This is a genomic window from Bacillus sp. C28GYM-DRY-1 (genome assembly GCF_030519405.1).
In the GTDB taxonomy this organism is placed as follows: domain Bacteria; phylum Bacillota; class Bacilli; order Bacillales; family Bacillaceae; genus Bacillus; species Bacillus spizizenii_A.
This window is the reverse complement of the sequence record NZ_JAUMKF010000008.1, coordinates 129,057-155,336: the sequence shown is the minus strand read 5'-3', so window position 1 is coordinate 155,336 and position 26,280 is coordinate 129,057. Positions and strand designations below refer to the sequence as shown.

The window sequence follows — 26,280 nt, the reverse complement described above, 5'->3', positions numbered from 1 at the left end:
TGAAAAAAACCCTTACTTATGTGTAAAAGTAAGGGTCTTTCGTTCGGTAAGAATATGTTACACGTGTAACATACGATGCTTACGTTCTAATAAATGAGATATTTTTTTCTTGTTTTGCTGAATTGTTGGAGTGTTTTTTCATAGCTGTTTATGATGTTCTCAATCGAAGTTCCATTTTCAATTTTTGTCCTGATCCAGCCGTTGCCTGCCAGTTTATCGAATGAACCTGTTGACAGGAACTCAAAATCCTCAGGATAGAGATCGTGTATGGTTTTAATGACTGAAAGACCCGTTTTAACGGCTTCAAACTTATCTCTGTCTGTCACATAGAGCTGCACACCGTGGCAAAGCGTTCCTTGATGTTTAGAAAACGTCGGTGTGAAGGATGCTGCCCTAAATGTTACGCCCGGCAGATTGAGGCTGTTTAATGTTTCTTCAAGTTCTGTGCTTTTGATAAATGGAGCTCCGATCAATTCGAATGGTCTTGTTGTCCCTCGCCCTTCGGATATATTTGTTCCTTCAATCAGCCCGGTTGCAGGATAAACAAATGTGCTTTCCACCGTCGGCATGTTAGGCGAAGGGAGGACGAAAGGCAATCGGGTATCGTCAAAATCCATTTTTCGTTTCCAGTGTTTCATTTTTACCACTGTAAGATCGGCATCAATATCAAATTCTTTGTTGAACAGTAAAGCCAATTCGCCTATCGTCATCCCATGCTTCAATGGAATGGGATACAATCCGACAAATGAGGCGTATTCAGGTTCTAAGATTGGCCCTTCAATATGATTCCCGCCTTGAGGATTCGGACGGTCCAGCACCATAACTGGAATGCCGTTTTCTTTAGCGGCTTCCATTGCGTATGCCATTGTATAAATGTACGTGTAGAAACGGGTCCCGACATCCTGAATGTCAAACATTAGAATATCGACATTTTTCAGCATTTCTGGAGTCGGTTTTTTCGTTTTTCCGTAGAGGCTGTATACGGGAACCCTGGTTTTTTCGTCAATGTAAGAGCCTACTTCGTCTCCAGCCTGGGCGTCACCTCGGACGCCGTGTTCAGGGCCGAATAAAGCTGTCAGTTTGATATCCGGGTTCTCGTAAAGGATATCGACACTGCTTTTCAGAGATGCGTTTACTCCGGTTGGATTGGTGATCAGTCCGATGCGTTTTCCCTTGAGCTGTTTTTTATAGTCTGGCAAGAGCGTGTCTATACCAGTTTGGACTTTAGGTTTTTTAGCCGTTTGATTCTTTGAATCGGGTGAAGCAGAGGCAGCGGTTATCGTTCCGAACATCATGAGCCCTGTCAGAAAAGCGAATATTGTTTTTCTCATGTGTCCCTCCTTATTAAAGCGGTTTTCCCGTTTTGATATTTAATCCGTAGCCATATGGATAAAGGGTGTCCCCCGGGTTCGTGACTGATGGGATGTCAACTGGAAGTGTGCCTTTAGGTTTTGCCTGGCCGAAAATCGCCATCACTCCGGCCGGAATATTAGGTTGAAGATAACGGCCATTCGCGTAGCCTTTGAAGCCGTAGACAGCAATGAGTGCCTTAGCTTCTTCAAAATTAGCGGCATCATATGGGTTGCGCAGGCTCATTAAGACAAATGGTTTGTTGTGCTGCAGTGCTGCTTTCATCACAGCTCTCGGAAATACGGTCGCCCATTTGCTTGTATCTGATATGGTGTCGTCAATGACACCGTCGTTGACGACAGGATCGTTTTTCACGACGTAGGAGCCGGTAATGATATGGTCAGCCTCTTTTACTTGTCTTTCATGCTCGGCATTAAATACTTGGTTGGCAAAATTCATTTTGATGAGAGACACGGGTTTGATTTTCTTTCGCTTGACGAGATCGCGAATGGTTTGTTCAATCGAAGCAGTTTGTTCTTCGTAAGGTGCGACAATTAAGATTCGGCTGTCTTTTTTAGGCTTGAACGGCAAGGTATGCTGTTCATTTTTTAATACGGTCACTGCTTTTTCAGCTATTTGTTTCTCCACGTTTAGGTGACGCTTGCTTCCTACGATTTTCTGGGCTTTGTCTATTTTTTCTTTTATGCTGTCGTCGTTTCGAGCTGGATACATACCACGTTTTATTTTCAGAGAAATGATTCGTTCAACCGATTTGTTGATTTGATGCTCAGGAATGTCTTCGTTTTTTACGGCTTCTTTTAAAGCTTGAATAACACGTGCGAATTTCTGTTCTTCTTTCAGTGAAGTGACCGAGGCTGGCATTAGTGCAATATCGACACCGGCTTTTATAGCCATGACCACCGCCTCTTCCTGGCCGAAATGATCTGCGATTGCTTTCATATTGAGAGCATCGGTAACGATGACACCATCAAAGCCCATTTCCTGCCGAAGAAGACCTGTCATCACGTTTTTCGAGAGTGTAGCAGGAACCAAAATGTCCGATCCATCGAGTTTACTTTTGTATGTGGTGTCGTCAAAGGCAGGAAATTGAACGTGAGCTGTCATCACCATATCAGCACCAGCATCAATTGCTCTTTGAAAAGGATAGAGCTCGACCTCACGAAGCCGTTCTTGGCTATGAGAAACGAGCGGCAGTCCGTAATGGCTGTCAACGTCGGTGTCTCCATGTCCCGGGAAATGTTTGAGGGCAGAGGCGATATCTTGCCGCTGCAAACCTTTCATCGTATATAAACCGAGTCGTGCTGTCAGTTCTCGATTAGAGCTGAATGACCGTACGCCGATTACCGGATTATGAGGATTATTATTAATGTCTACGACAGGGCTGAAATCGGTGTTAATGCCTAAGGCAGAGAGCTCCTTTCCAATAATGGTGCCGGTCTGATAGGCGTTGATTCTGCTTCTGGCTGCGCCTAGCGCCATATTCCCTGGGAAATTAGTACCCTCCCCTAATCTCGTTACGATGCCGCCTTCCTGATCAATGCCCAGCATAAGCGGAATTTTGGGGCTCGCCTTTTGGTAAGCGTGAGTCAGCTGTACAGTTTGTTGTGTTGTTTTTACATTTTCTGCAAAAAGAATGACGCCGCCGAATTGATACTTATTGATAAGGCCGGCGATTTCCTCATTCATTTCTGTGAAGGCTTGTGGAGAAGACTCGCCCTCCTTTTGCCAATTTCTGAAATCAGGCATCAGCATCTGGCCGAGTTTTTCATCTAATGTCATGCGATTGACAATCTGCTTGGCATCGGCTGAGCTGCTGGATGAAGCAGCTTTAGCTTGGCTGCCGCCGAGAAAACATGAAAAAAAGAGAACGGCTGAAAGGATAAGCGGAAATACAGGTTTCATATCAACTTCCTCCTATCGTCGAATCATTCATTCCATCGCTTCATAGATCGCGGTGATGACGCTCCCGTAACTGCCTGTTGGAAATTGATCACCCTCAAACACATTTGGATTTTCCTCTGGATCAGCAACTGATGAATGCTTTTTGTTTGTTAATAAAGCAATGCCTAAATTGAATGTTGGATCAATGATTGTAACTGTCCCTGTCCAGCCGGTGTGTCCGTAAGCATTTTCACTGGCATGAGGGCCAAACATCCATTCCATGCTTTTACTTCCGTTTCGACGCCAGCCAAGAGCGAATGTCGGGTCTGTTGCTGAAGATGCTGTAAATAGTTCTGCTGTTTTCTGATCAAATAAAGAAACGTTTCGATATGATCCTTTGTTTAACATGACCTGCAGCAAAATGGCCATATCATCTGCATTTGAGAACAATCCGGCATGGCCAGACACACCATCCATTGAGTAAAATGCTTTTTCGTCATGAACTTCTCCTTGCAGCGTGTGTGTACGGATGTTAGGGAAATGAATAACGCCGTCCCGTGTATTACCCATACGCTCAGTAGCTGCGAACTGTTTTGGTTTAAAGCCTTTTAGCAGCGGATTGTACAAAGTATGCTTCAGCTTCAGCGGCTTGTAAAGCTCTTGCTCTGCGTAGACATCAAGCGGTTTGCCGGTGAGTTTTTCGACAATACAGCCGAGGAGCATATAGCCGATGTCACTGTATACGTGTTTTGTCCCCGTTTCATAATCGAGCGGAATTTTCGACAAATACTCAATCGTTTTGTCTCGCTCCTGAGAATAATACATGCCGGCTTTTTCCGGCGTATAAAAGTAAAAGCTTGAGGGGAGTCCTGATTGGTGCTGGAGGACATCAATGACACGAATCTTGTCTTTTCCTTTAATCAGGTCTCCCGGCTGATCCTTGAAATCAGGCAAATATGCAGAAACCTTTTCATGTACATCGAGTTTTCCTTGGGTGACTAAGCGCTGCAATGCAAAATTCGTTGCATACATTTTTGTATTTGAGGCTAAGTCAAACATCGTGCGGGTTTTCATTTTGGCCGGGCGGCGCAGGACTGCCGATCCTTCGTACTTTTTACTGTAGCCGTATGCTTCTTTTTTTATGATGCGGCCATCCTTCACGACGACGAGAACGGCGCCTGGAAATCCTGCTGAAATATCCCGTTCTATCATCTGATCAACCTTCCTTAGTTTCTTCGACGAGAATTGTGCAGTCTCTGCATTTATGGTTTTGGCCCCCACTTGATAGTCTGCTGTTTGTGCGGAGGTTCCGGTTGGCAATATAGATAGAGTGAAAATGGCACTGAATAAGAACAGAAATTTTGTTTTCACTGGCTTGCTCCTTTCCGTGCTTCTATCCGTTTACTATCCCTGAAACAGAAACCATTTAATCGAACTGAGAAGCCATTTCTTCTTTATATCCGAATGCATAGGTTAATAAAAAGCCGGCCGCGTAGGAAATAAACAGTCCGATGATATACAGAATGATTTGCGAAGATAGGACGAGAAAGGAAAGCGGCAGCCCGGAGACACCAATCGCAATGGTGGCTACCTGAAAATAAGCTTGAAAGGCTCCGCCAATTCCAGCTCCTAAGCACGCTGTTAAAAACGGACGGCCAAGTGGCAGCGTGACTCCGAAAATAAGCGGTTCACCAATACCGAGCAGCCCCGACGGAAGCCCGCCGGCGATTGCTTTTCTCAATGTTGATTTTTTCGTTTTCACAAAGATGGCAAAGGCGGCGCCTACCTGTCCTGCACCTCCCATAGCTAAAATAGGAAGCAGAGGATCATTGCCGATCGAATTGATCAGTTCCATGTGCACAGGCGTCAAGCCTTGATGCAGTCCGGTCACGACGAGAGGTAGGAAGGCAGCTCCCAGAATAAAGCCTGCAGCGATGCCGCCGATGTCCAAGATGGAAAGAAGGCCGGATGTAATAGCGTCAGAAATGAAGCCTCCTAAAGGCATAAATACGACATACGTTACGATTCCGGTGATTAACAGTGAAACGGTTGGGGTGACAATGATATCGAGTGATTGAGGAATAAAACGGCGGATAAATTGTTCGGTGTAAGCAATGAATATGGCTGCGAAAAGAACCCCAATCAAACCCCCCCTGCCCGGAAGAAGCTGTTCTCCGAATAAACTGATTTTTGCGATCTCCGGATTTATAATCAAGATCCCCGCCAGAGCTCCAAGAGCGGGTGTCCCGCCAAATTCTTTCGAAGCGTTAATGCCGACGAGAATGCCGAGATAAGTGAACAATCCTGATCCGATGACTGTCAGGATAACAGCAATTTGTGAATCTACAGAGAGCCAGCCGGCTTGAATAATTGCTTTGGTAATCCCAATGATTAAACCGGAAGCGACAAGTGCGGGAATAAGAGGGATGAAAATGCTGGCAATTTTACGTAAGAAAAGTTTAAAAGGAGTGGCGTTTTTTCGGTTTATGTCAGCTTTCTTTTTGGCCGCAGTTTCTTTGACGTCAACACCTTCTTCTGCTGACACGAGTTTTGAGAAAGCGGCTGTGACATGGTTGACGACTCCTGTGCCGAGGATGATTTGTATGGTTTCAGCTTCGACGACCCCCAATACGCCGTCAAGCTCTCTTAAAGCTTGAGCATCTGCTTTGTTTTCATCATAAGGCGTGATACGCAGGCGTGTCATACAATGCGTATACGAGGAAATATTGGATTTTCCTCCGCATAGCTCAAGGATTTTCTTTGCAAGATGATTGTAGTTATTTTCATTGCTCATCAAAACCCCTCCTCTTCCAGATGCCTTATTTTTTTCTCATAGATTGTATGGCTGCTTTCGTTTTATCAATATAGCCTGTTGTTTCTTCATACTGCTCAGCCGCCATGCCTAAAAACAAAACATCAATCATAAAAAGCTGGGCGAGGCGGGAGGAAGTGGCTGCACTTCGAATCAGGGCTTCGTTGGAGTGCGTTGTGTACAACGGGACATCAGACAGCGCGGAGACGGATGTCTGGCTGAATTGTGTAAGACTGATCGTTGTGATGCCTTTTTCCTTAGCCATTGTGAGCAGTTCAATGATTTCCTGCGTCTCTCCCGAAAACGAAATCGCGAATACAATGTCATCCTTATCTGCATTTGCGATTAGAGATGCCACAAGATGAGTGTCTGTGAACGCGGTTGCTTGTTTATGAATGCGAAGCCACTTTTGCTGGGCGTCCTTGGCGACAATGCTGGAAGCCCCGACGCCGATAAAATGCACAGTATGTGCTTTGAGAAGCAGAGAAACCGCTCGTTCAAGCTCTTTGTAGTCCATCAGGTCTGAAGTATCCTGAATGGCTTGAATGGCGTTGCCGGCCGCTTTTTCAGAAATAGAGGAAAGAGGTTCGCGAGGCGCAATGTCCCGATAGCCTTGTACAGCAGGTTTTGCCAGATCGCCTGCCACTCTCATTTTTAAATCTTGAAATCCCTTTAGCCCGAGTGATTTGCAGAGCCTGATGACGGCAGCGTCACTTGAATTGGCTAAGGCACTGATTTCGCTGACAGTGCTTTCTATAGCTTTGTGGGGTTGAGCTAGGATGTAATCTGCAAGTTTACGCTCGGATGGAGGGAGCTTGTGCTTCATTGATTCGATAATCGCTAGACCGCCTGTTGCCATTCTTGGTCTCTCCTTATCTTGAATGGTAATGTTCAATTGCTTTGTCTATAAAACCGTTTGTTTCGTCAAGCAATTCTTTAGCTTGTTCCTGATCTGTGTTTGTTTTGAGCATAACGATTGCTGTTTTGACGTGATGATTGGCTTTTTCCAGAGTGTGTCTGGCTGTGTCGTATGAAGCGTTTGTGAGGCTTTGGATGATACTGATGGCGCGTTCTTTTAGTTTTTTGTTGCTGACATTGACGTCCACCATCAAGTTTTCATAAACCTTGCCGATTTTGACCATTACAGCAGTGGATATCATGTTTAGAATCATTTTATGAGCAGTTGCGGCTTTCATACGTGTTGATCCTGTAATGGCCTCAGGTCCGACGACAACCTCAATGCTGTGATCCGCCTCCTTGCTGATGACGGAATTTTCATTACAGGTAAGCGCGATGGTGTGTGCTCCGACTTTACGGGCGTATGTTAGGGCGCCTGCGGCATAAGGTGTGCGGCCGCTTGCTGCGATGGCAATGACGGTGTCGTTTGAAGTGAGTTGTATGTTTTTTAAATCTTCGGCTCCAGCTTTTTCACTGTCTTCAATTCCCTCTGCTGCCTGCAAAAATGCTTTAGGTCCGCCAGCCATGATTCCGATGACCTGATCTGGGTTGACGCTGTAGGTGGGAGGACATTCAACAGCATCCATGACACCGATTCTGCCGCTTGTGCCGGCGCCTATGTATATAAGCCGGCCACCATTTTGAAACGAGTCATAGGCGCAGTCTACAGCTGTTATGATATCGGGGAGAACCTGCTGAACGGCGGCTGCGACTTTCAAATCTTCGTTGTTGATCATTTTGAGGATGCCGAGTGTGTCTGCTTTGTGGATTTCAGCTGTTTGGCTATTGCGTGATTCCGTTGTAAGGCGGTGAAGGTTTAATGGTTTTGACATGAGGAGGCCCCCTGTTTAAAAATAATATATCTCAATATTCAGTATATTCGTTCCTGTTATGACATTTCAACTATGTTTTAAAATCTTTAAAATTTTATTTCATCCTAGACTATAAGAAGTAATGAAGGAGCAGGTGCTCTCCAATCGGTCCGATTCTTCGCCGTCCTTTATCAAGAAACCCGCTTTTCATATAAAGGTGCTTTGCACGTGTGTTCAGTTGATTAACGGCTAAAATAATTTCATCGCACCATGGGAAATAACTGCTCACAAAAGAGGGAAGCTGAAACATTGCTTTTTTTGCATAACCTTTTCCCTGATGCACTGCGTGTATAGACAGAGAGCTGAGCAGTAAAGCAAATGGATTGTTAGAATATGGAGCAAGCGTTTCTTTTGATGTATATAAAATGAAAAAACCGACTGGCAAATCGTCTTTTAAAATGACTACTGGATACCGGTCCCGTATGCTCAGGGCCTGAGCCAGCACCTCTTTCGGGAGTGAGGTAAAGCGTTTGTCATCGTTTTTTAGTGTAAATGATTGGAGCTCCGGCAAATGTTCAGGCTTATAGAAGGATAAAGAAATGTCTTGAGTCATGTGATGCCCTCCTTACAATATGTTGTCTAGCTGGTTTTCCGAAATGACATGGTAGCCCGCTTGTTTTAACAGTGCGGCGGTCACTCCGCTGCCGGCAATTTTTTGGCCGGAGAATGTACCGTTATAGATAAAACCGCTTCCGCACGACGGACTGTTTTCTTTTAATATGATGGTAGAGGCATTGACTTCTTTTGCGTAAGCTAATGTGTTCGTGGCGCCTTCCATATATAATTCTGTGACATCTTCTCCTGAAGCTGTCACGACTTTAGCGGTTCCATTAAGAACATCCTCGCCGGTGCCTCCGATGATTTCTGCAGGTTCTCGGGGAGTTGAGAAGCCGCCGAGAAGCTCAGGACAAGCCACAACTGCTTCATTTTCATTGATGAGTTTTCTGATTTTCTCCGATGCGGCATGAGAGCCGTTATATCTGCATTCAATGCCGCCAAGGCAAGAGCTGACTAGTATCATATTGGTTTCTCCTCTCTTAATTCGCTTGTCTCTATCATAAAAGAAATGATAAATGTTGGGAGGCTTTTTCAGTTAAAAAAGGAGTTAAAAAGTTTGAAAATAAAAAATTTAATTTTTCTCTTTACAAAGGGGGTGTAACCTGTATATAATAACTTTTGTCAGCTCGACGAGAACACAAACGGCCCGTTGGTCAAGCGGTTAAGACACCGCCCTTTCACGGCGGTAACACGGGTTCGAATCCCGTACGGGTCACCATTTGGAGGATTAGCTCAGCTGGGAGAGCATCTGCCTTACAAGCAGAGGGTCGGCGGTTCGAGCCCGTCATCCTCCACCATCTTGCCGGTGTAGCTCAATTGGTAGAGCAACTGACTTGTAATCAGTAGGTTGGGGGTTCAAGTCCTCTTGCCGGCACTCTTTTCTAACATTAATATGGAGGGGTAGCGAAGTGGCTAAACGCGGCGGACTGTAAATCCGCTCCCTCAGGGTTCGGCAGTTCGAATCTGCCCCCCTCCACCATTATTGGGCTATAGCCAAGCGGTAAGGCAACGGACTTTGACTCCGTCATGCGTTGGTTCGAATCCAGCTAGCCCAGTCACAGACACCTTTGATCAAAAGGTGTCTTTTTTTCTTTTTAAAATCATTCCAACTTCTAACTGTTCAGTCTGTATAATAATTTTAAAAATATGTTAAGGTAGTTTATTCACGAATTACCATCTACACCCTGCCAAAAATTTGATAAACTTATTTTATAAAAAACTTGAAACCTTTTGGAACGAAGCTCGTATACATACAGACCGGTGAAGGCAGAGGTTAGATAATATGGAAATGATGATTAAAAAGAGAATTAAACAAGTCAAAAAAGGCGACCAAGATGCATTTGCTGACATCGTAGATATCTACAAGGATAAAATTTATCAGCTTTGCTATCGTATGCTTGGTAATGTGCATGAGGCAGAGGATATTGCACAGGAGGCTTTCGTCAGAGCGTACGTTAATATCGACAGTTTTGATATTAACCGGAAATTTTCAACTTGGCTTTATCGAATCGCGACCAATTTGACGATTGACCGCATTCGCAAAAAGAAGCCGGATTATTACCTTGATGCAGAGGTGGCTGGTACGGAAGGCTTGACCATGTATTCACAAATCGCCGCAGATGGAGTTTTGCCTGATGATGCAGTTGTGTCGCTGGAACTCTCAAACACGATTCAGCAGAAAATTTTAAAGCTTCCTGACAAATACAGAACAGTGATCGTATTAAAGTATATTGACGAACTCTCATTAATTGAAATCAGCGAGATTCTCAACATTCCTGTGGGGACTGTGAAAACGCGGATTCACAGAGGCAGAGAGGCTCTCAGAAAACAATTAAGGGATCTTTAAGTGGGGTGATGAAATGAGCTGTCCTGAACAAATTGTGCAGCTTATGCATATGCATCTTGATGGAGATATCCTTCCAAAAGGTGAACACATATTAAATGAACATCTGGAGACATGCGAGAAATGCAGAAAGCATTTTTATGAGATGGAAAAATCTATAGCGCTCGTCCGGAGCACATCGCATGTCGAAGCCCCCGCGGATTTTACCGCTAATGTCATGGCAAAATTGCCTAAGGAGAAGAAAAGAGCTTCTGTGAAAAGGTGGTTCAGAACCCATCCTGTTATCGCATCTGCTGCGGTATTCATCATTTTGATGGGCGGAGGTTTTTTGAACAGCTGGCATAATGACCAAAATTTCAGCGTGTCCAAGCAGCCGAATCTTGTGGTCCATAACCACACTGTGACCGTGCCAGAAGGTGAGACGGTCAAAGGTGATGTTACTGTCAAAAACGGCAAGCTGATTATTAAAGGAAAAATAGACGGGGATGTAACTGTCGTAAACGGCGAAAAATATATGGCCTCTGCTGGACAAGTCACCGGTCAGATTGAGGAAATCAATCAATTATTCGATTGGACATGGTACAAGATGAAGTCTGCGGGGAAAAGTGTAGTCAATGCTTTAAATCCAAAAGGAAAAGAGTAAAGCGCGTCAGTCGCTTTGCTCTTTTTTTACGGGCTGATAGAGCTGGCACATTTCACTTGCTAAATCGATATGTGGTATAATGGGCTCGCTATGTAAAGTACATATGCGTAACACGTAAAACACAAAATGCGAAATACGAAATGACTGAAATCTTGGAGGACGAGGAAATGGCTTTTGAGGATATCCCTTTTTTGCAGTACCTCGGCAATGCCGTTGATATTCTCCTTGTTTGGTATGTGATATATAAATTGATTATGGTGATACGTGGCACGAAAGCGGTTCAGCTGTTAAAAGGAATTGTTGTGATCGTGCTAGTCCGTATGGCCAGCCAATATTTGGGCCTCAGCACGCTTCAATGGCTGATGGACCAAGCGATAACATGGGGATTTTTAGCAATTATTATTATTTTTCAGCCTGAGCTGAGAAGAGCGCTTGAACAGCTTGGCCGCGGCCGCTTTTTTTCAAGGAGCGGCACGCCTGTAGAGGAAGCGCAGCAGAAAACGATTGAGGCAATCACAAAAGCAATCAATTATATGGCGAAACGCCGTATAGGCGCCCTGCTGACCATTGAGCGGGATACCGGAATGGGAGATTATATTGAGACCGGCATACCATTGAATGCCAAGGTCAGCTCTGAGCTGCTGATCAATATTTTTATTCCGAACACCCCGCTTCATGACGGTGCGGTGATTATGAAGAATAATGAAATTGCCGCTGCCGCTTGTTATCTGCCGCTTTCGGAGAGCCCATTTATTTCAAAAGAACTGGGTACGCGGCACAGAGCGGCTGTCGGCATCAGTGAAGTAACAGACAGTTTGACGATTATCGTGTCTGAAGAGACCGGCAGCGTCAGTGTGGCGAAGAACGGAGACCTTCACAGAGAGCTGACGGAAGAAGCACTGAAAGAAATGCTTGAAGCCGAGTTTAAGAAAAACACCAGAGACACTTCTTCTAACCGCTGGTATTGGAGGGGCAAGAAAAATGGATAAATTCTTAAACAACCGCTGGGCTGTGAAAATCATTGCTCTGCTTTTCGCGCTCTTGCTTTATGTGGCGGTTAACAGCAATCAAGCACCGACTCCGAAAAAACCGGGTGAATCTTTCTTTCCAACATCAACAACTGACGAAGCAACACTGACCGATATCCCAGTCAAAGCGTATTATGATGATGAAAATTACGTCGTGACAGGTGTTCCGCAAACGGTGAATGTCACGATTAAAGGCTCGACAAGCGCTGTGAAAAAGGCTAGGCAGACCAAAAACTTTGAAATATATGTCGACATGGAAAATTTAAAAACCGGCACACATAAGGTTGAGCTAAAGGCCAAAAACGTGTCGGATGGGCTGACAATCTCAATCAATCCGTCTGTTACGACAGTTACCATTCAAGAACGGACGGTCAAAAACTTTCCCGTAGAAGTGGAGTACTACAATAAAAGCAAAATGAAAAAAGGTTATTCTCCAGAGCAACCGATTGTCAGTCCGAAAAATGTGCAAATTACCGGATCTAAAAATGTGATTGATAATATTTCTCTTGTAAAAGCTTCAGTGAATTTGGAAAATGCAGATGAAACGATTGAAAAGGAAGCGAAAGTGACTGTCTATGATAAAGACGGTAACGCGCTTCCTGTCGACGTAGAGCCCTCGGTCATCAAGATTACCGTTCCGGTAACAAGCCCGAGTAAAAAAGTGCCCTATAAAATTGAACGTACAGGAAGCCTTCCTGATGGTGTCAGCATAGCGAAAATTGAATCCAGTCCCAGTGAGGTAACGGTTTACGGATCACAGGATGTGTTGGACTCTCTTGAATTTATTGACGGCGTCAGCTTAGATTTAAGCAAAATTAACAAGGATTCCGATATCGAGGCAGATATTCCGCTTCCTGACGGTGTCAAAAAAATCTCGCCGTCAAAGGTGACTTTGCATATAGAAGTAGATAGTGAAGCGGATCAGAAGTTTGAGAATGTCTCTATTAAGACTGTAGGGCTGAGCAGCTCGCAAAACATTGAGTTTCTAGACCCTGAATCTCAAGCGATAGACGTGACGGCTAAAGGCTCTCCCGCCAATATAAAAAAACTGAAGAAATCAGATATTGAATTGTATGTGAATGTTTCAGATTTAGATGACGGGGAGCATAGCGTGAAGCTTGAAGTAAACGGGCCTCAGAATGTAACCTGGTCCTTGGGGCAGAAAAACGCCAAAATCAAGCTGTCATCAAAAAAAAGCAATATATCAACTAATGGCAACAGCAGCAATACATCAGGAAACCAGGATGACACAGATAAGCAAACGAATGATCAAAGGAACAACCAGAAAGAAGATACAACGAACACCGATAAAAACAGCAATGATCAAAAACAAGACGAAAATAAAGATCAAAACCAAGATCAGGATGAGGACGAATCCAATGCGGCTTCAAAATCCTCATCGGAATAAAAAAGGAGCGATTATAAAATGGGCAAGTATTTTGGAACAGACGGTGTAAGAGGTGTCGCCAATAGTGAGCTTACACCTGAGCTGGCCTTCAAAGTCGGACGTTTCGGCGGATATGTGCTGACAAAAGACAAACAACGTCCGAAAGTGCTGATAGGCCGCGATACACGCATCTCCGGTCATATGCTGGAGGGAGCCCTTGTCGCCGGACTTTTATCCATTGGCGCAGAAGTCATGCGTTTGGGTGTCATTTCTACACCTGGTGTATCTTATTTAACAAAAGCGATGGATGCAGAGGCAGGCGTTATGATTTCTGCTTCTCACAACCCAGTGCAGGATAACGGCATTAAGTTTTTCGGGGGAGACGGATTTAAACTATCTGACGAACAGGAGGCTGAAATTGAGCGCCTGATGGACGAACCGGAGGATAAGCTGCCAAGGCCGGTCGGTGCCGATCTCGGGCTTGTAAACGACTATTTTGAAGGTGGACAAAAATATCTGCAATTCTTAAAACAGACTGCTGATGAAGATTTCACAGGCATTCATGTGGCACTGGACTGCGCACATGGTGCAACATCGTCCTTGGCGACACACCTGTTTGCTGATTTAGATGCAGATGTTTCAACAATGGGGACTTCCCCGAATGGATTAAACATCAATGACGGCGTCGGATCAACTCATCCTGAAGCGCTCAGCGCGTTTGTCAAAGAGAAAAACGCCGATCTCGGCCTTGCGTTTGACGGTGACGGCGACCGCCTGATTGCTGTCGATGAAAAAGGAAATATCGTTGACGGCGACCAAATCATGTACATATGCTCAAAACACCTAAAGTTAGAAGGCCGTTTAAAGGATGATACAGTGGTTTCGACTGTAATGAGCAACCTCGGCTTCTATAAGGCGCTCGAAAAAGAAGGCATCAAAAGCGTGCAGACGGCTGTCGGTGACCGTTACGTAGTAGAAGCAATGAAGAAAGATGGCTACAATGTCGGCGGTGAGCAGTCAGGACATCTTATTTTCCTTGATTACAACACGACAGGGGACGGATTATTGTCTGCTATTATGCTGATGAATACATTGAAAGCGACAGGAAAGCCGTTGTCAGAGCTTGCAGCTGAAATGCAGAAGTTCCCGCAGCTGTTAGTCAATGTGAGAGTCACTGATAAATATAAAGTCGAAGAAAACGAAAAAGTAAAAGCTGTTATTTCTGAAGTTGAAAAAGAAATGAACGGCGACGGCCGGATTTTGGTCCGTCCTTCAGGCACTGAACCGCTAGTCCGTGTTATGGCTGAAGCGAAGACGAAGGAGCTATGCGATGAGTATGTCAATCGCATTGTTGAAGTCGTCCGGTCAGAAATGGGATTAGAGTAACGAAGTCTATTATCAGAGAGTGAACAAGACAAGCGAGTTTTACATATGATAATTGTGAGACATACGGCAAAGTTGTTTAAAAAACAATTGACCGTTTTATGTCACATGCTGTAAAATCAAGCTTGTCTTGTTCTTATTTTCTCTACAGGAAAGAAGACGGGATTATTGTTTCACTTATAATTATAGCGCCCGAACTAAGCGCCCGAAAAAAGGCTTAGTTGACGAGGATGGAGGTTATCGAATTTTCGGCGGATGCCTCCCGGCTGATATGCAGATCACAGCCGTAAGGATTTCTTCAAACCAGGGGGGTAACTCCTTGAACAAAGAGAAATCACATGATCTTCCAAAAACATGTAGGAGGGGACGATTGAAAGTCCCCTTGAAATTTGACTTTCTTCGTCTCCTTTTACAATCTTAGGAGGAAGAAAAATATGTGTGGAATCGTAGGTTATATCGGTCAGCTTGATGCGAAGGAAATTTTACTGAAAGGGTTAGAAAAGCTTGAGTACCGCGGATATGATTCTGCTGGTATCGCTGTTGCCAACGAACAGGGAATCCATGTGTTCAAAGAAAAAGGACGCATTGCGGATCTTCGTGAAGTTGTGGATGCCAATATAGAAGCGAAAGCTGGAATTGGCCATACTCGCTGGGCAACACACGGCGAACCAAGCTATCTGAACGCTCACCCGCATCAAAGCGCACTGGGCCGCTTTACACTTGTTCATAACGGCGTGATCGAGAACTATGTTCAGCTGAAACTAGAGTATTTACAAGGTGTAGAGCTCAAAAGTGATACCGATACAGAGGTAGTTGTTCAAGTAATTGAGCAATTTGTCAACGGAGGTCTTGATACAGAAGAAGCGTTCCGCAAAACACTTACACTGTTAAAAGGCTCTTATGCAATTGCTCTATTCGACAACGAAAACAGAGAAACGATTTTTGTAGCGAAAAACAAAAGCCCTCTATTAGTCGGTCTTGGAGATACATTCAATGTCGTAGCATCTGATGCGATGGCAATGCTTCAAGTAACCAATGAATACGTAGAGCTGATGGATAAAGAAATGGTCATCGTCACTGATGATCAAGTTGTCATCAAAAACCTTGATGGTGACGTGATTTCACGTGCTTCTTATATTGCTGAGCTGGATGCCAGCGATATTGAAAAAGGTACGTACCCTCACTACATGTTGAAAGAAACGGATGAGCAGCCTGTTGTCATGCGCAAAATCATCCAAACGTATCAAGATGAAAACGGCAAACTGTCTGTGGCTGGTGATATCGCTGCCGCTGTAGCGGAAGCGGACCGCATCTATATCATTGGCTGCGGAACAAGCTACCATGCAGGACTTGTCGGTAAACAATATATTGAAATGTGGGCAAACGTGCCGGTTGAAGTGCATGTAGCGAGTGAATTCTCTTACAACATGCCGCTTCTGTCTAAGAAACCGCTCTTTATTTTCCTATCACAAAGCGGAGAAACAGCAGACAGCCGTGCCGTTCTTGTTCAAGTCAAAGCGCTTGGACACAAAGCGCTGACAATCACAAACGTACCGGGCTCAACGCTTTCTCGTGAAGCTGACTATACATTGCTGCTTCATGCGGGCCCTGAAATTGCTGTTGCTTCAACGAAAGCATACACGGCACAAATCGCTGTTCTTGCTATTCTTGCATCTGTAGCAGCTGATAAAAACGGCATCGATATTGGTTTTGACCTTGTCAAAGAACTCGGTATCGCAGCTAACGCAATGGAAGCTCTTTGCGACCAGAAAGACGAAATGGAAATGATTGCCCGTGAATACCTGACTGTATCCAGAAACGCTTTCTTCATTGGGCGCGGCCTTGACTACTTTGTATGTGTCGAAGGCGCACTGAAGCTGAAAGAGATTTCTTACATTCAGGCAGAAGGCTTTGCCGGCGGAGAACTGAAGCACGGCACGATTGCCTTGATCGAACAAGGTACACCAGTATTTGCACTGGCAACACAAGAGCACGTAAACCTAAGCATCCGCGGAAATGTCAAAGAAGTTGCCGCTCGCGGAGCCAATACATGCATCATCTCACTGAAAGGCCTAGACGATGCGGATGACAGATTCGTATTACCGGAAGTAAACCCAGCGCTTGCTCCGTTGGTATCTGTTGTTCCATTGCAGCTGATCGCTTACTATGCTGCACTGCATCGCGGCTGTGATGTTGATAAACCGCGTAACCTTGCGAAGAGTGTTACTGTGGAGTAATGAATGTTTAACCCCTTTGGATATTAGCCAAAGGGGTTTTTTGTTAGAGTGAATTATTTGAGGAAGCTTACTTTTACTCATTTGGTAGCTATGACTTACATCTCCGTATGCTAAAAGAATTCTTCCTGCTGATACTATGATGGTGCTTGAATAGATATAGAAGATGCCCTGCTGTTGTTAGCTCCTTTTCCAATGCTAAAAAGATGATTCTTTGGTAGAGAGTTTTATAACGATACGGAAAACGAAGAGGCTATGAATGTACCGTAAATAGATTCATTGGCATTCCTCCTCTCTGAACTCTGTTGGAGTCTACACATATTCATCAAGATCGCTATCTTCCAGATTGAGTAAGATACAAACAATAAAAGTGCAAATGATATACGCCTTATAAGGAGAACAAGATAAATGGCAGCCTCGTTGTGCTAGGAAGCAAATACCCTTGCTATTTTTTTATTATACGAATACAGGAGAAACGCTAGAACATACTCTAAAGGATGAATTATATAAACAAAAACAACAAATAGTAATGGAAGGCTAGTGGCGTTATTGACCGATACTAATTGATTTAAAGAAGAAGGAGTTTTCTTATGAGTAATAAAAACTTGTTGTTTGAAAAAGTGACTTTAGGTAGTACAGCTATAGACAATCGGGTAGGTGTAGCCCCAATGACACGAACGAGTGCGACACCGGATGGGTATGCAACCGAACAAATGGTTTCGTATTATACATTATTTGCCCGCGGCGGGTTTGGATTGATTATTACTGAGGGAATTTACCCGGATGATAAGTATAGTCAAGGATATTTGAATCAACCTGGTATTGTCTTCGAAGAACAAGTCAAAGCTTGGAAGAAGGTAGTAGATTCTGTTCATCAAGCTGGAGCTAGAATATTCGCACAGCTCATGCACGCAGGGGCGCTGTCACAAGGAAATCGTTTTGTGAATGAAACGATTGCACCTTCTTCTGTTCCGCCAAAAGGAGAGCAGATGGAATTTTATGGAGGTAAAGGACCGTTCTCGATACCAAGAGAAGCGACAAAAGAAGACATAACAGAAGTGATCAAGGGGTTTATCAGTGCGGCTAAAAAAGCCAAAACAGCTGGTTTCGATGGGATTGAAATTCATGGGGCGAATGGTTATTTATTAGATCAATTCCTAACAGATTACACCAATCAGCGTACGGATGAATATGGCGGTTCTACAGAAAATCGTGTGCGTTTACTAGTGGAAGTGTCGAAAGCTGTTCGGGAAGCTGTCGGACAGGATTTCACCGTTGGGATCCGGATTTCACAAGGGAAAGTGAATGACTACACACACAAATGGCAGGGTAAAGATAAGGATGCTGAAATGATCTTTGGTCAGTTAGGCCAAGCTGGTCTCGATTTTATCCATGTCACGGAGTATGAAGCATGGCAACCAGCATTTCCGGAAGGGGAAGGGACGACTGCAACCGATTCGGCTTTTGGTGATGGTGGGTCCTCAATGGCACGTTTAGCAAAGACATACAGTAACTTGACCGTAATTGCCAATGGGCATCTTGAGGATCCTGCAAAGGCTATAGAAATTATTGAAAAAGGAGAGGCAGATGTAATTACTTTAGGTAAAGGCGCTCTTGCGAATCATGACTGGGTAGAAAAAGTAAAAAACGGGGAGCGTTTAGCAGAGTTCCAGCCTGAAAAAGTATTAAGCCCGAATGCTAAAATTAAAGAATTTGAAACAGAAGGATTCGAATAAACTATTAACGTCGGCTAAACAGCTGAAACGAAGGTTATCAGGTTGAACTTGATCTTGAGGATTTATTTATATCCTTCCGTTCATCCTCAAGAAAATATGACGAAAATTGTCCAATATGATAAAGGTCCTTTAAAGGAAAGAGCCTTTGCGGTTTGGACAAATGATTATATGCCGAGATTCTTTATCTTCTCTGCGTTAATGGGTTATGAAGTAGTGAAGGCGCTTGAAAAATAAATAAGGGAGAAGAGAATAAGATGAACGAAATGTTTGATTTAAGTGGCAAGGCAGCAATCATTACAGGAGCAGGCAGAGGTATTGGTAGAACACTTGCTGAAGGTTTGGCTAACGCTGGAGCAGATGTTGTCCTAGTTGCTCGAACAGAAGAAGAAGTGAATAATGCGGCAAATGAAATATCTAAAAACACAGATCGTAAAACACTAGCATTGGTTTGTGATGTTACTGATGCAGAGGCTGTGAATAATACCGTGAGCACGGCGTATGAGCATTTTGGACACCTTGATATTTTAGTCAATAATGCCGGGGTAAGTGTCCGTGAAACAACATTTAATTTATCTGAAGAAAACTGGGATAAAGTGATGGACGTTAACTTTAAATCAGTTTTCTTGATGTCCAAAGCCGTTGGAAGCTATATGATGAAACAAAAATCAGGAAGAGTCATAAATGTAGCCTCAGTGGCATCTGCATTGACGTTATCATCGGGAACACCATACGGACCAAGCAAAGCTGGTGTCGTTCAATTAACTCGGCAAATGGCAAATGAGTGGGCAACACATGGGATTACGGTTAATGCGATAAGCCCTTGGTTTTTTAAAACATCGTTAAATGCAAAAGCGTTAGAAAACGAGGAATTTCGCAGTCTATTAGAAAGTAGGACACCGATGAAACGTCTTGGTCAATTAGAAGAAGTCATTGCTCCCGTTGTCATGTTTTGTTCAGACCGTGCAAGTTATATTACTGGTCAGAATCTTTTTATTGACGGTGGAGTAACTAATTACGCGTTTTAACTCCAAAGAGTGGACCAGACCGTGTGATGTTATGAGACAACTGGCTGAAGCCTAACAAATGCGTGTAAACGAGACTTCTATCTATCGGTTGGACTAGCTGTTGTCAAAATTGTTGTAGCTATATATGTTTATCAAGGAGGAATCATATTCATTTAATTTAACCGCTCAGTTATTTGCTAAGAAAGAATATTGAAAAGTGGATATCTCAGCATATCAATTCATAGGGAAAGGAGAGTTTGATACTTCGTTCCTGTATTCCAAGCAGCAACATGTATTTCTATTCAATTAAAATATGAGTTTCTGTTGACAACTTTTAAAATTTATCATATCTTATACATAACTAAATAATCGGTACAGATGTCTATTTTCACCCTTCTACACCATGAGGCCTTTAGCATTCTTTTAATATTAATATTTTAATCTTGACGGGATGAAAAAGTATTCTAATGTAGAAAGGGAAGAATAACATTCATCCGATTTATTCTATAATTGGACTAAATGAAAGTTGTAACGATGATTCCTTTAAAGGAATTGAAAATATAGTATATAATAAATGACCAATAATAAAGGTAGCTCTTCAAAAAACTTCGCAGAAGTTAGTTGAAGTGAAACCGACAATGTTCAAGATTCAGTGATCTAACATCATCATTGAAATTTTGAGGTTGTCGGTTTTTTTGTTGGAAAAAAATAGAGATACATAAAATATGTATTAAATTGTAGATAAATATCTTTAGTTTTAAAGGCTTTTTAAGCAATAACGATATTTAAAAAGGGAGAATTTGAAATGTTAGTTTCACTGAATTTATCTTCATTGTTAACATTATTTTTTATTATGCTGATTGCTTCTGGGATAAGTGGACTAGTGTTTTTACATCCACGCGTACCCTTGCGTTTTGTTCGCATTCATATTGGTATCTTGGCTTTACCGCTTTTGGTTTCCTTACTGATGCTTGCCAATAGGAGTGTGAATGGAAATGTTGGCCCTTGGCACTTCGATTCCTTAGCTGGGTTAATGACTTTCTTTGTTTTGGCAATTGGTCTAATTATTCAGCGTTTTTCTGTACGTTACTTAATGGGTGATCGGTCGTACCGAAAATATTTTATGCTTTTTACTTTCACTACAGGATCTGCTTCAGTTGCATGGTTAAGTGGCGATCTCCGCTTGATGGTTATATTTTGGGGAGCAACTCTTGCCGGTTTAACTTTACTTATAAAGTTAAACAGTGCTTGGCAAGTGGCTAGTGAAGCGGCCAAGGTTTCCGGTCGATTATTTTTGTTAAGTTGGTTTTCATTGTTTTTCGCGATGATGTGGCTTTTTCAAGCCACAGGTCAATGGCAGTTATCATTGGTTTTAACAAATGAAAGTTTAACCCAACTGGGAGGATGGGAGAAAACAGGGATTAATCTATTGATTGTATTAGCAGTGATCATTCCTGCAGCTCAATGGCCATTCCAAAGATGGTTAATTGATTCTATTGTTGCTCCAACTCCTGTTTCTGCGATTATGCACGCAGGTTTAGTAAATGCAGGCGGGATCATACTGGCTCGATTTTCTCCTCTATTTAATGGAGGTATCGCTTCGATTATTTTACTTATGCTTGCTAGCATCTCAGTATTGATTGGAACTGGTATTAGTTTAGTTCAGGTTGACTATAAACGCCAGTTAGTAGGCTCCACGATTGGACAAATGGGGTTTATGCTCATCCAGTGTGCATTAGGAGCCTATATCGCAGCTATTATTCATCTTATTTTACATGGTTTATTCAAGGCTACATTGTTTTTACAGGCTGGTTCGGCAGTACGGCGTCATGAAGGATCAGCTCGCGCTAATGAAGGAACTTCCTATTTATGGATCATAGCTGGTCGGATTTTATCCTTAGTTATAGGCGTTGCTTTTTGGCTCGTTGCTCCTGGAGAGGGTTATCGATTCATTAGTGCCTTAATTTTAGGGTGGTCACTGTCCGTTTCTTGGACTCAGCTCGTAGCTTTTGGAAAGGGAAGAATGGGTCGAATTGCCGGCTTAACATTTTTAGGCGGAGCAGCCTTTGTATATTTTATCATTCATAACCTCTTCTATAAGTGGCTGCATACGAGCGTTTTTCAAAGTGTTCAACCTCCAATGTCAGCTGTCATCATTGTCGTCTGTCTTTTACTATTTGGCAGTGCTTTAGGTACGTGGGTTGCTCGTCATCGTTCTTCAGTTTTGTTCGCAGTACTCTATCTTCGGTTAGTACGATTAGGTGAAGCAAAACCAAAGACAGTAGAGAGTCATCCAGACTACCTTAAACAATATTTATCATAAGGAGGTAATAAGTGTTGGGCATGACATCCGTATTAACGAAAGAAAATGTAAAAAAGAAAAATACAGAGATTGATTTTCAAGATAGAGATATTAACGTTCTAATTGAATCAGCCAGCCGAGTCATTGCGCCACTTTGGCCTATTTCAACATTTGCTGCACGTAACCCGTGGATGGGACTTGAAAACCAACCTTTTGACAAGGTTGCTGGTTGGTTGAAAGATACTCGTGATGTTGATATATACCCTAGTGCGTCTATGATCCGTTCAGCAAAAAATAAAGGTGAGATTGATGAAGATTTTGTAAAAATGGGGCTGCAGCGTTGGCTTGATTCACACTCCTTTAACATCCCGCGGGATGTGGCAGAACGCTTTTGTCAGGCTGGATTAAAATTAGATCCACTTCCTTCCACCCTTTTATCATCACATAAGCTGGAACAAATGGTGAATGAATGTAGTGGACTGAATACCGATCATATCGAGAACTTTTTTATGCAGCCAATCAGTTCGTATATTGAGCATCAAGACGGAGAAAGGTTAGTTAATATACTTGATCATCATGTTATCAAGTGGTGTAAGTTATATCTGGATAACTCTCAAGCAGGTTGGAAAATGCCTAATCGTGAGGAGGGTTTCTATCGTGCCTGGCAGCAACTCATTCAATATGATTCAGCACTTAGTAAAAAGCAGCGTGAAAGGTTAAAAGGCTGGCCGCAAGAGGCACATATCGCTTTACAAGAAGCCTTATTCGCACTAGACATACCAGAATCAGAAATCCAGACTTATCTTGAAGGTCATTTACTTTCCTTACCTGGATGGGCAGGAATGATGCTTTGGCGTTCCCAACAATCAAGCCATGAACATGCACTCCTTACAGAATATTTAGCGGTTCGGATATCCATGGAGTGGGCCCTTATAAAGCCATTTTTACCTTTGAATCATCAACGATCTCAGAAAGAAATTTCGATTACTCCCCTTTTAGCAGCTTGGATTCATTGGGGAGGCCTTACATTAGAGGAATGGTCACAGATGTCGGCCAACGAACAAAACGATTATTTATCATTTGCCTATAGCTTTGATGAGAAGCTTCGCAGGAAACTTTGGCTAGAAGCTTGGGAACAAACACACACTGATCGATTAAGTCAGAAGATCGTCACGAAACAGCGTGAAACCAACGGTAAAAAATCTGCAATAGCTCAATTCGCATTCTGTATCGATGTACGATCAGAACCTTTTCGTCGTCAACTAGAAAAAGCAGGCCCGTTTGAAACGATTGGTGTTGCTGGTTTCTTCGGGGTGCCGATTGCAACTTGTGAACTTGGCAGTAAACACAGTCATGCCTCTTTGCCGATCATACAAAAACCGCAACATAAAATAAAAGAGTTCGCAGATGAAGATGTACTTGAAAAATACAACCAACGCAAGCAAGCATTCCATTCCGTAAGCCATACATTTAAAACGATGAAACAGAATGTACTGACGAGCTTACTTCTCCCTGAGTTAAGTGGACCTTGGCTTAGTCTGCAAATGGTGGCGCGTAGCTTTGTGCCAAGAAAAGCTGATCGTTTCATTCGTCATCTCCGTGAGTCGTGGTTACGTAAACCAGATACAAAACTCTCGCTTCATGCTGATTATGTAACGGAGGCAGAAATACCTGTAGGTTTTACTGAAAAAGAGAAAGTGAACTATGCTCGGCAAGCACTAAAAATGATGGGTTTAACAGAGAATTTCGCACCATTAGTCGTGATTTGCGGGCATGGCAGTCAAAGTACCAATAATCCTTATGCCGCGGCTCTTGATTGTGGTGCCTGCGGTGGAGCGGCCGGTGGATTCAATGCGAGAGTTTTAGCTGCTTTATGTAATCTTTCAGAGGTAAGAGAAGCTCTTTTAACTGTAGGTATGGAAATCCCTGAGGATACGGTTTTTGCCGCCGCTGAACATAATACAACGATGGATGAACTACATTGGATTTATGTACCAGAACTATCTGAAGCTGCTCAAGAAGCATTTAATCGAATCGAAGCCGTTATGCCGACAGTGAGCCATCATGCAAATGCAGAACGTCTAGCCCAATTACCGAATTTCCAATTGAAACTTAAAAATCCGAAGGCAGAGGCGCACCGATTTGCGGGAGATTGGAGTGAGATACGTCCGGAATGGGGATTGGCACGTAACGCCGCTTTTATTATCGGCCAACGAGAACTAACTAAGGATTGTGATTTGGAAGGAAGAGCCTTTCTTCATAATTATGATTGGAAGCAGGATGAAAGCGGTGAGCTTCTAGCAAATATTATTGCAGGGCCTGGAACTGTGGCCCAATGGATTAATCTACAATATTACGCATCAACGGTAGCACCTCATTATTATGGCAGCGGAAGTAAAGCAACTCAAACCGTTACTTCAGGTCTCGGAGTTATGCAGGGGAATGCAAGTGACTTGTTAGCCGGACTGCCTTGGCAATCCGTCATGCAATCAGATCATGAGGCTTATCATTCTCCTCTTCGGTTGTTAATCGTCATCCAAGCACCTAAAGAATTTGTAGAACGATTATTAAATAATGATTCAGCATTTCTAGAAAAAGTTCAAAATGGATGGGTTCGACTGGCTAGTGTTGATCCAGAAGGACATTGGGAAAACTGGTAACTGCTAAAATGATTTCAAATATATTTGTTACTAAATCAAAAAGAGGTGGGCAATATGAGTGTAGATAAAAATAAAAAAGTATTATTTTTGACGGACATGGAAAACGGGCTGGAGCCCATTCTACAAGAAGTGACTCATACTCCAGCAGAAAATATGTTGACGATACAAAGCTATGGTGCCGATATCTCACATCCTTACGGAGAAATCATGAGGTCTGTTATTATTGCCATTTATCAGGAAGATGTTGAGGAGGTTTTTGTTGTAGGAACAAAAGATAAGAGAACTTCCACAGATCATGTACGAACCCAACTTGAAACAATGAAAGATAAACTACAAACACTGGATTATCTTTTTCAAAATTGCAGGCCTGAATTTTCAGGCGGTACATTCGATGAATGGCTAAATGGAAATGAAAATAGCAGTGACGCTATTGAAAAAAGTGTTGATATCATTCGTCATCATCCATTAGTGCCGTCATATGTTAAAGTTCGAGGTTTAATCGTTAATCAAAAGGATGGACAATCCTCAATTGAGGAGGTCCCTGCTATTAAAACAGCGTCAAGCGTTACCTGATCATTGCTTGTTATGATGAAATGGAAGATGTGTACCCATATATGGAATAAACGCAGCAAGGAGAAGGTATGAACGCTAATTTAACTGATTTTGTCGCGAAAACAATAGAGGAAATGAGCTCGTTTGATCGTGAAAATACGGATTGTATGAAAGAAATAATCAGAAAAGCCATTGATTATTATCATTTAAAATCTTATGAAGAAGTTGGGGAAACCGATTTAGGAAGCGTTCAATTTTTGCATGTTCACTCTATGGTGGAAGAAAATATGTTATCCAAAATGGTAGAGGTCATAAGAAACGGTGAAACTGATTTGGATATTGAAGGTGTATATGAAGGACATGTTGTAAGAGAATATTAATGAGACGAAAACAATAGAAGATGCTAATTTTCACCAGGAGATGTTTTATATATGAGAAAGTCGAAGGGTTCTTTTGAATCAGAAATCAGTAAGTCCATTACTCAATGGGAAAAGGATTATCTAGGGCGTGGGTCTGTATCTGTTAAGACTGATATACTGCGGGATATGATCATCGTTAATTTAAAAGGAATTTTAACACCAGCTGAATATGCAGTTTGTGGATCAAAAGAGGGGCTGTTATCTATCAAACAAACTCGTTCGGAGTTAGTTGAATCAGGGGTAGAAGGTCTTAAGGAAATCATCTTAACGATAACTGGAGAAGAAGTGAAAAGTTTCCACACTGATTTAAGCTCTAGGACAGGTGAACGAGTGATGGTGTTTAAATTAGGTAATGATCTAGAGAAAAAATTAGAAAAGATCTTATAATATAAAAAATTGGAAATGCTTAAGAACACTATGATTCAAATGCCGTAAAATTCAACATTATTAACTGCCGCTTCTTTTGTTTTATAGTTATGGCATCAACTTAAGCAGCCGCAAAGAGAGATTAATTCATAACACACTGTCTTGTTATTCACGAAGATTCAATGGTTCCATTTCGTATCCTTTCTATATCACGTGAAATGGAAAACATTATGGAAACTAAAGGTACAATAGTGGAGGTTGATGGGAACAAG

Annotated in this window: 21 protein-coding genes, 5 tRNA genes and 1 pseudogene; 19 read left to right on the top strand and 8 right to left on the bottom strand. The window is 42.8% G+C overall.

The genetic code is table 11. The features are described 5' to 3' along the window. Nucleotides 1–86: 86 nt before the first annotated feature. The 8 genes from Q3W56_RS10240 to Q3W56_RS10205 form a co-directional block, all read right to left on the bottom strand. Complete coding sequence (locus Q3W56_RS10240) at nucleotides 87–1,331, bottom strand: exo-beta-N-acetylmuramidase NamZ family protein (RefSeq protein WP_302895385.1); 1,245 nt, start codon at nucleotides 1,329–1,331, stop codon at nucleotides 87–89. Nucleotides 1,332–1,344: 13 nt separating this feature from the next. Continuing rightward, nucleotides 1,345–3,273: a glycoside hydrolase family 3 protein gene (locus tag Q3W56_RS10235; RefSeq protein WP_302895384.1), complete on the bottom strand. Its 1,929-nt coding sequence runs from the start codon at nucleotides 3,271–3,273 to the stop codon at nucleotides 1,345–1,347. 27 nt (nucleotides 3,274–3,300) lie between these two features. Beyond that, nucleotides 3,301–4,623: a penicillin binding protein PBP4B gene (gene pbp4b, locus Q3W56_RS10230; RefSeq protein WP_302895383.1), complete on the bottom strand. Its 1,323-nt coding sequence runs from the start codon at nucleotides 4,621–4,623 to the stop codon at nucleotides 3,301–3,303. Between the two features lie 55 nt (nucleotides 4,624–4,678). Further along, a complete protein-coding gene (locus Q3W56_RS10225; RefSeq protein WP_302895382.1) occupies nucleotides 4,679–6,046 on the bottom strand; it encodes a PTS transporter subunit EIIC in 1,368 nt (455 codons plus the stop codon). Between the two features lie 25 nt (nucleotides 6,047–6,071). Then, on the bottom strand, nucleotides 6,072–6,923 hold the full coding sequence (locus tag Q3W56_RS10220; RefSeq protein ID WP_302895381.1) for a MurR/RpiR family transcriptional regulator: 852 nt from the start codon (nucleotides 6,921–6,923) through the stop codon (nucleotides 6,072–6,074). 13 nt (nucleotides 6,924–6,936) lie between these two features. Continuing rightward, the gene (gene murQ / locus Q3W56_RS10215) at nucleotides 6,937–7,854 is read right to left on the bottom strand and encodes an N-acetylmuramic acid 6-phosphate etherase (RefSeq protein WP_302895380.1); all 918 of its coding nucleotides are present in this window, start codon (nucleotides 7,852–7,854) and stop codon (nucleotides 6,937–6,939) included. 109 nt (nucleotides 7,855–7,963) lie between these two features. Further along, complete coding sequence (locus tag Q3W56_RS10210) at nucleotides 7,964–8,446, bottom strand: GNAT family N-acetyltransferase (protein ID WP_302895379.1); 483 nt, start codon at nucleotides 8,444–8,446, stop codon at nucleotides 7,964–7,966. Nucleotides 8,447–8,458: 12 nt separating this feature from the next. Further along, nucleotides 8,459–8,914: a 2-thiouracil desulfurase family protein gene (locus tag Q3W56_RS10205; protein ID WP_302895378.1), complete on the bottom strand. Its 456-nt coding sequence runs from the start codon at nucleotides 8,912–8,914 to the stop codon at nucleotides 8,459–8,461. Between the two features lie 180 nt (nucleotides 8,915–9,094). Here Q3W56_RS10205 and Q3W56_RS10200 point away from each other — a divergent pair. The 19 genes and pseudogenes from Q3W56_RS10200 to Q3W56_RS10110 all read left to right on the top strand — a co-directional run bounded on the left by Q3W56_RS10200 (nucleotide 9,095) and on the right by Q3W56_RS10110 (nucleotide 26,029). Beyond that, nucleotides 9,095–9,169, top strand: a tRNA-Glu gene (locus Q3W56_RS10200). Between the two features lie 3 nt (nucleotides 9,170–9,172). Beyond that, nucleotides 9,173–9,248: transfer RNA gene (locus tag Q3W56_RS10195), tRNA-Val, on the top strand. Between the two features lie 4 nt (nucleotides 9,249–9,252). Beyond that, nucleotides 9,253–9,325, top strand: a tRNA-Thr gene (locus Q3W56_RS10190). 20 nt (nucleotides 9,326–9,345) lie between these two features. After that, nucleotides 9,346–9,430, top strand: a tRNA-Tyr gene (locus Q3W56_RS10185). 4 nt (nucleotides 9,431–9,434) lie between these two features. After that, nucleotides 9,435–9,506: transfer RNA gene (locus Q3W56_RS10180), tRNA-Gln, on the top strand. A gap of 227 nt (nucleotides 9,507–9,733) precedes the next feature. Then, entirely contained in the window at nucleotides 9,734–10,297 is a 564-nt protein-coding gene (gene sigW, locus Q3W56_RS10175; RefSeq protein ID WP_302895377.1) for an RNA polymerase sigma factor SigW, read from the top strand. A gap of 13 nt (nucleotides 10,298–10,310) precedes the next feature. After that, entirely contained in the window at nucleotides 10,311–10,937 is a 627-nt protein-coding gene (rsiW, locus tag Q3W56_RS10170; protein ID WP_302895376.1) for an anti-sigma-W factor RsiW, read from the top strand. A gap of 167 nt (nucleotides 10,938–11,104) precedes the next feature. Further along, nucleotides 11,105–11,926 carry a diadenylate cyclase CdaA gene (gene cdaA, locus Q3W56_RS10165; protein ID WP_019713153.1) on the top strand — a complete coding sequence of 274 codons (822 nt, stop codon included), beginning with the start codon at nucleotides 11,105–11,107 and terminating at the stop codon, nucleotides 11,924–11,926. Then, on the top strand, nucleotides 11,919–13,373 hold the full coding sequence (gene cdaR, locus Q3W56_RS10160) for a CdaA regulatory protein CdaR (protein WP_302895375.1): 1,455 nt from the start codon (nucleotides 11,919–11,921) through the stop codon (nucleotides 13,371–13,373). Before cdaA ends, cdaR begins: the two co-directional genes overlap by 8 nt. 18 nt (nucleotides 13,374–13,391) lie before the next feature. Beyond that, entirely contained in the window at nucleotides 13,392–14,738 is a 1,347-nt protein-coding gene (gene glmM, locus Q3W56_RS10155; protein WP_302895374.1) for a phosphoglucosamine mutase, read from the top strand. 431 nt (nucleotides 14,739–15,169) lie between these two features. Further along, complete coding sequence (gene glmS / locus Q3W56_RS10150; RefSeq protein ID WP_302895373.1) at nucleotides 15,170–16,972, top strand: glutamine--fructose-6-phosphate transaminase (isomerizing); 1,803 nt, start codon at nucleotides 15,170–15,172, stop codon at nucleotides 16,970–16,972. 587 nt (nucleotides 16,973–17,559) lie between these two features. Then, nucleotides 17,560–18,705, top strand: a complete 1,146-nt coding sequence (locus Q3W56_RS10145) for an NADH:flavin oxidoreductase (RefSeq protein WP_302895372.1) — start codon at nucleotides 17,560–17,562, stop codon at nucleotides 18,703–18,705. A 54-nt stretch (nucleotides 18,706–18,759) separates the two neighbouring features. Beyond that, entirely contained in the window at nucleotides 18,760–18,939 is a 180-nt protein-coding gene (locus Q3W56_RS10140; RefSeq protein WP_302895371.1) for a hypothetical protein, read from the top strand. 20 nt (nucleotides 18,940–18,959) lie between these two features. Then, nucleotides 18,960–19,730 (top strand): SDR family NAD(P)-dependent oxidoreductase, encoded by a 771-nt coding sequence (locus Q3W56_RS10135; RefSeq protein ID WP_302895370.1) that lies wholly within the window; start codon nucleotides 18,960–18,962, stop codon nucleotides 19,728–19,730. A 784-nt stretch (nucleotides 19,731–20,514) separates the two neighbouring features. Next, nucleotides 20,515–22,032 (top strand): NADH dehydrogenase subunit 5, encoded by a 1,518-nt coding sequence (locus tag Q3W56_RS10130; RefSeq protein WP_302895369.1) that lies wholly within the window; start codon nucleotides 20,515–20,517, stop codon nucleotides 22,030–22,032. A 14-nt stretch (nucleotides 22,033–22,046) separates the two neighbouring features. Next, nucleotides 22,047–24,671 carry a DUF2309 domain-containing protein gene (locus Q3W56_RS10125; protein ID WP_302895368.1) on the top strand — a complete coding sequence of 875 codons (2,625 nt, stop codon included), beginning with the start codon at nucleotides 22,047–22,049 and terminating at the stop codon, nucleotides 24,669–24,671. 54 nt (nucleotides 24,672–24,725) lie between these two features. Then, nucleotides 24,726–25,260: pseudogene (locus tag Q3W56_RS10120) on the top strand (carbonic anhydrase). A 52-nt stretch (nucleotides 25,261–25,312) separates the two neighbouring features. Further along, nucleotides 25,313–25,603 (top strand): DUF6407 family protein, encoded by a 291-nt coding sequence (locus Q3W56_RS10115; RefSeq protein WP_302895367.1) that lies wholly within the window; start codon nucleotides 25,313–25,315, stop codon nucleotides 25,601–25,603. A 51-nt stretch (nucleotides 25,604–25,654) separates the two neighbouring features. Continuing rightward, on the top strand, nucleotides 25,655–26,029 hold the full coding sequence (locus Q3W56_RS10110) for a Na-translocating system protein MpsC family protein (RefSeq protein WP_019713162.1): 375 nt from the start codon (nucleotides 25,655–25,657) through the stop codon (nucleotides 26,027–26,029). The last annotated feature ends 251 nt before the right edge of the window (nucleotides 26,030–26,280 follow it).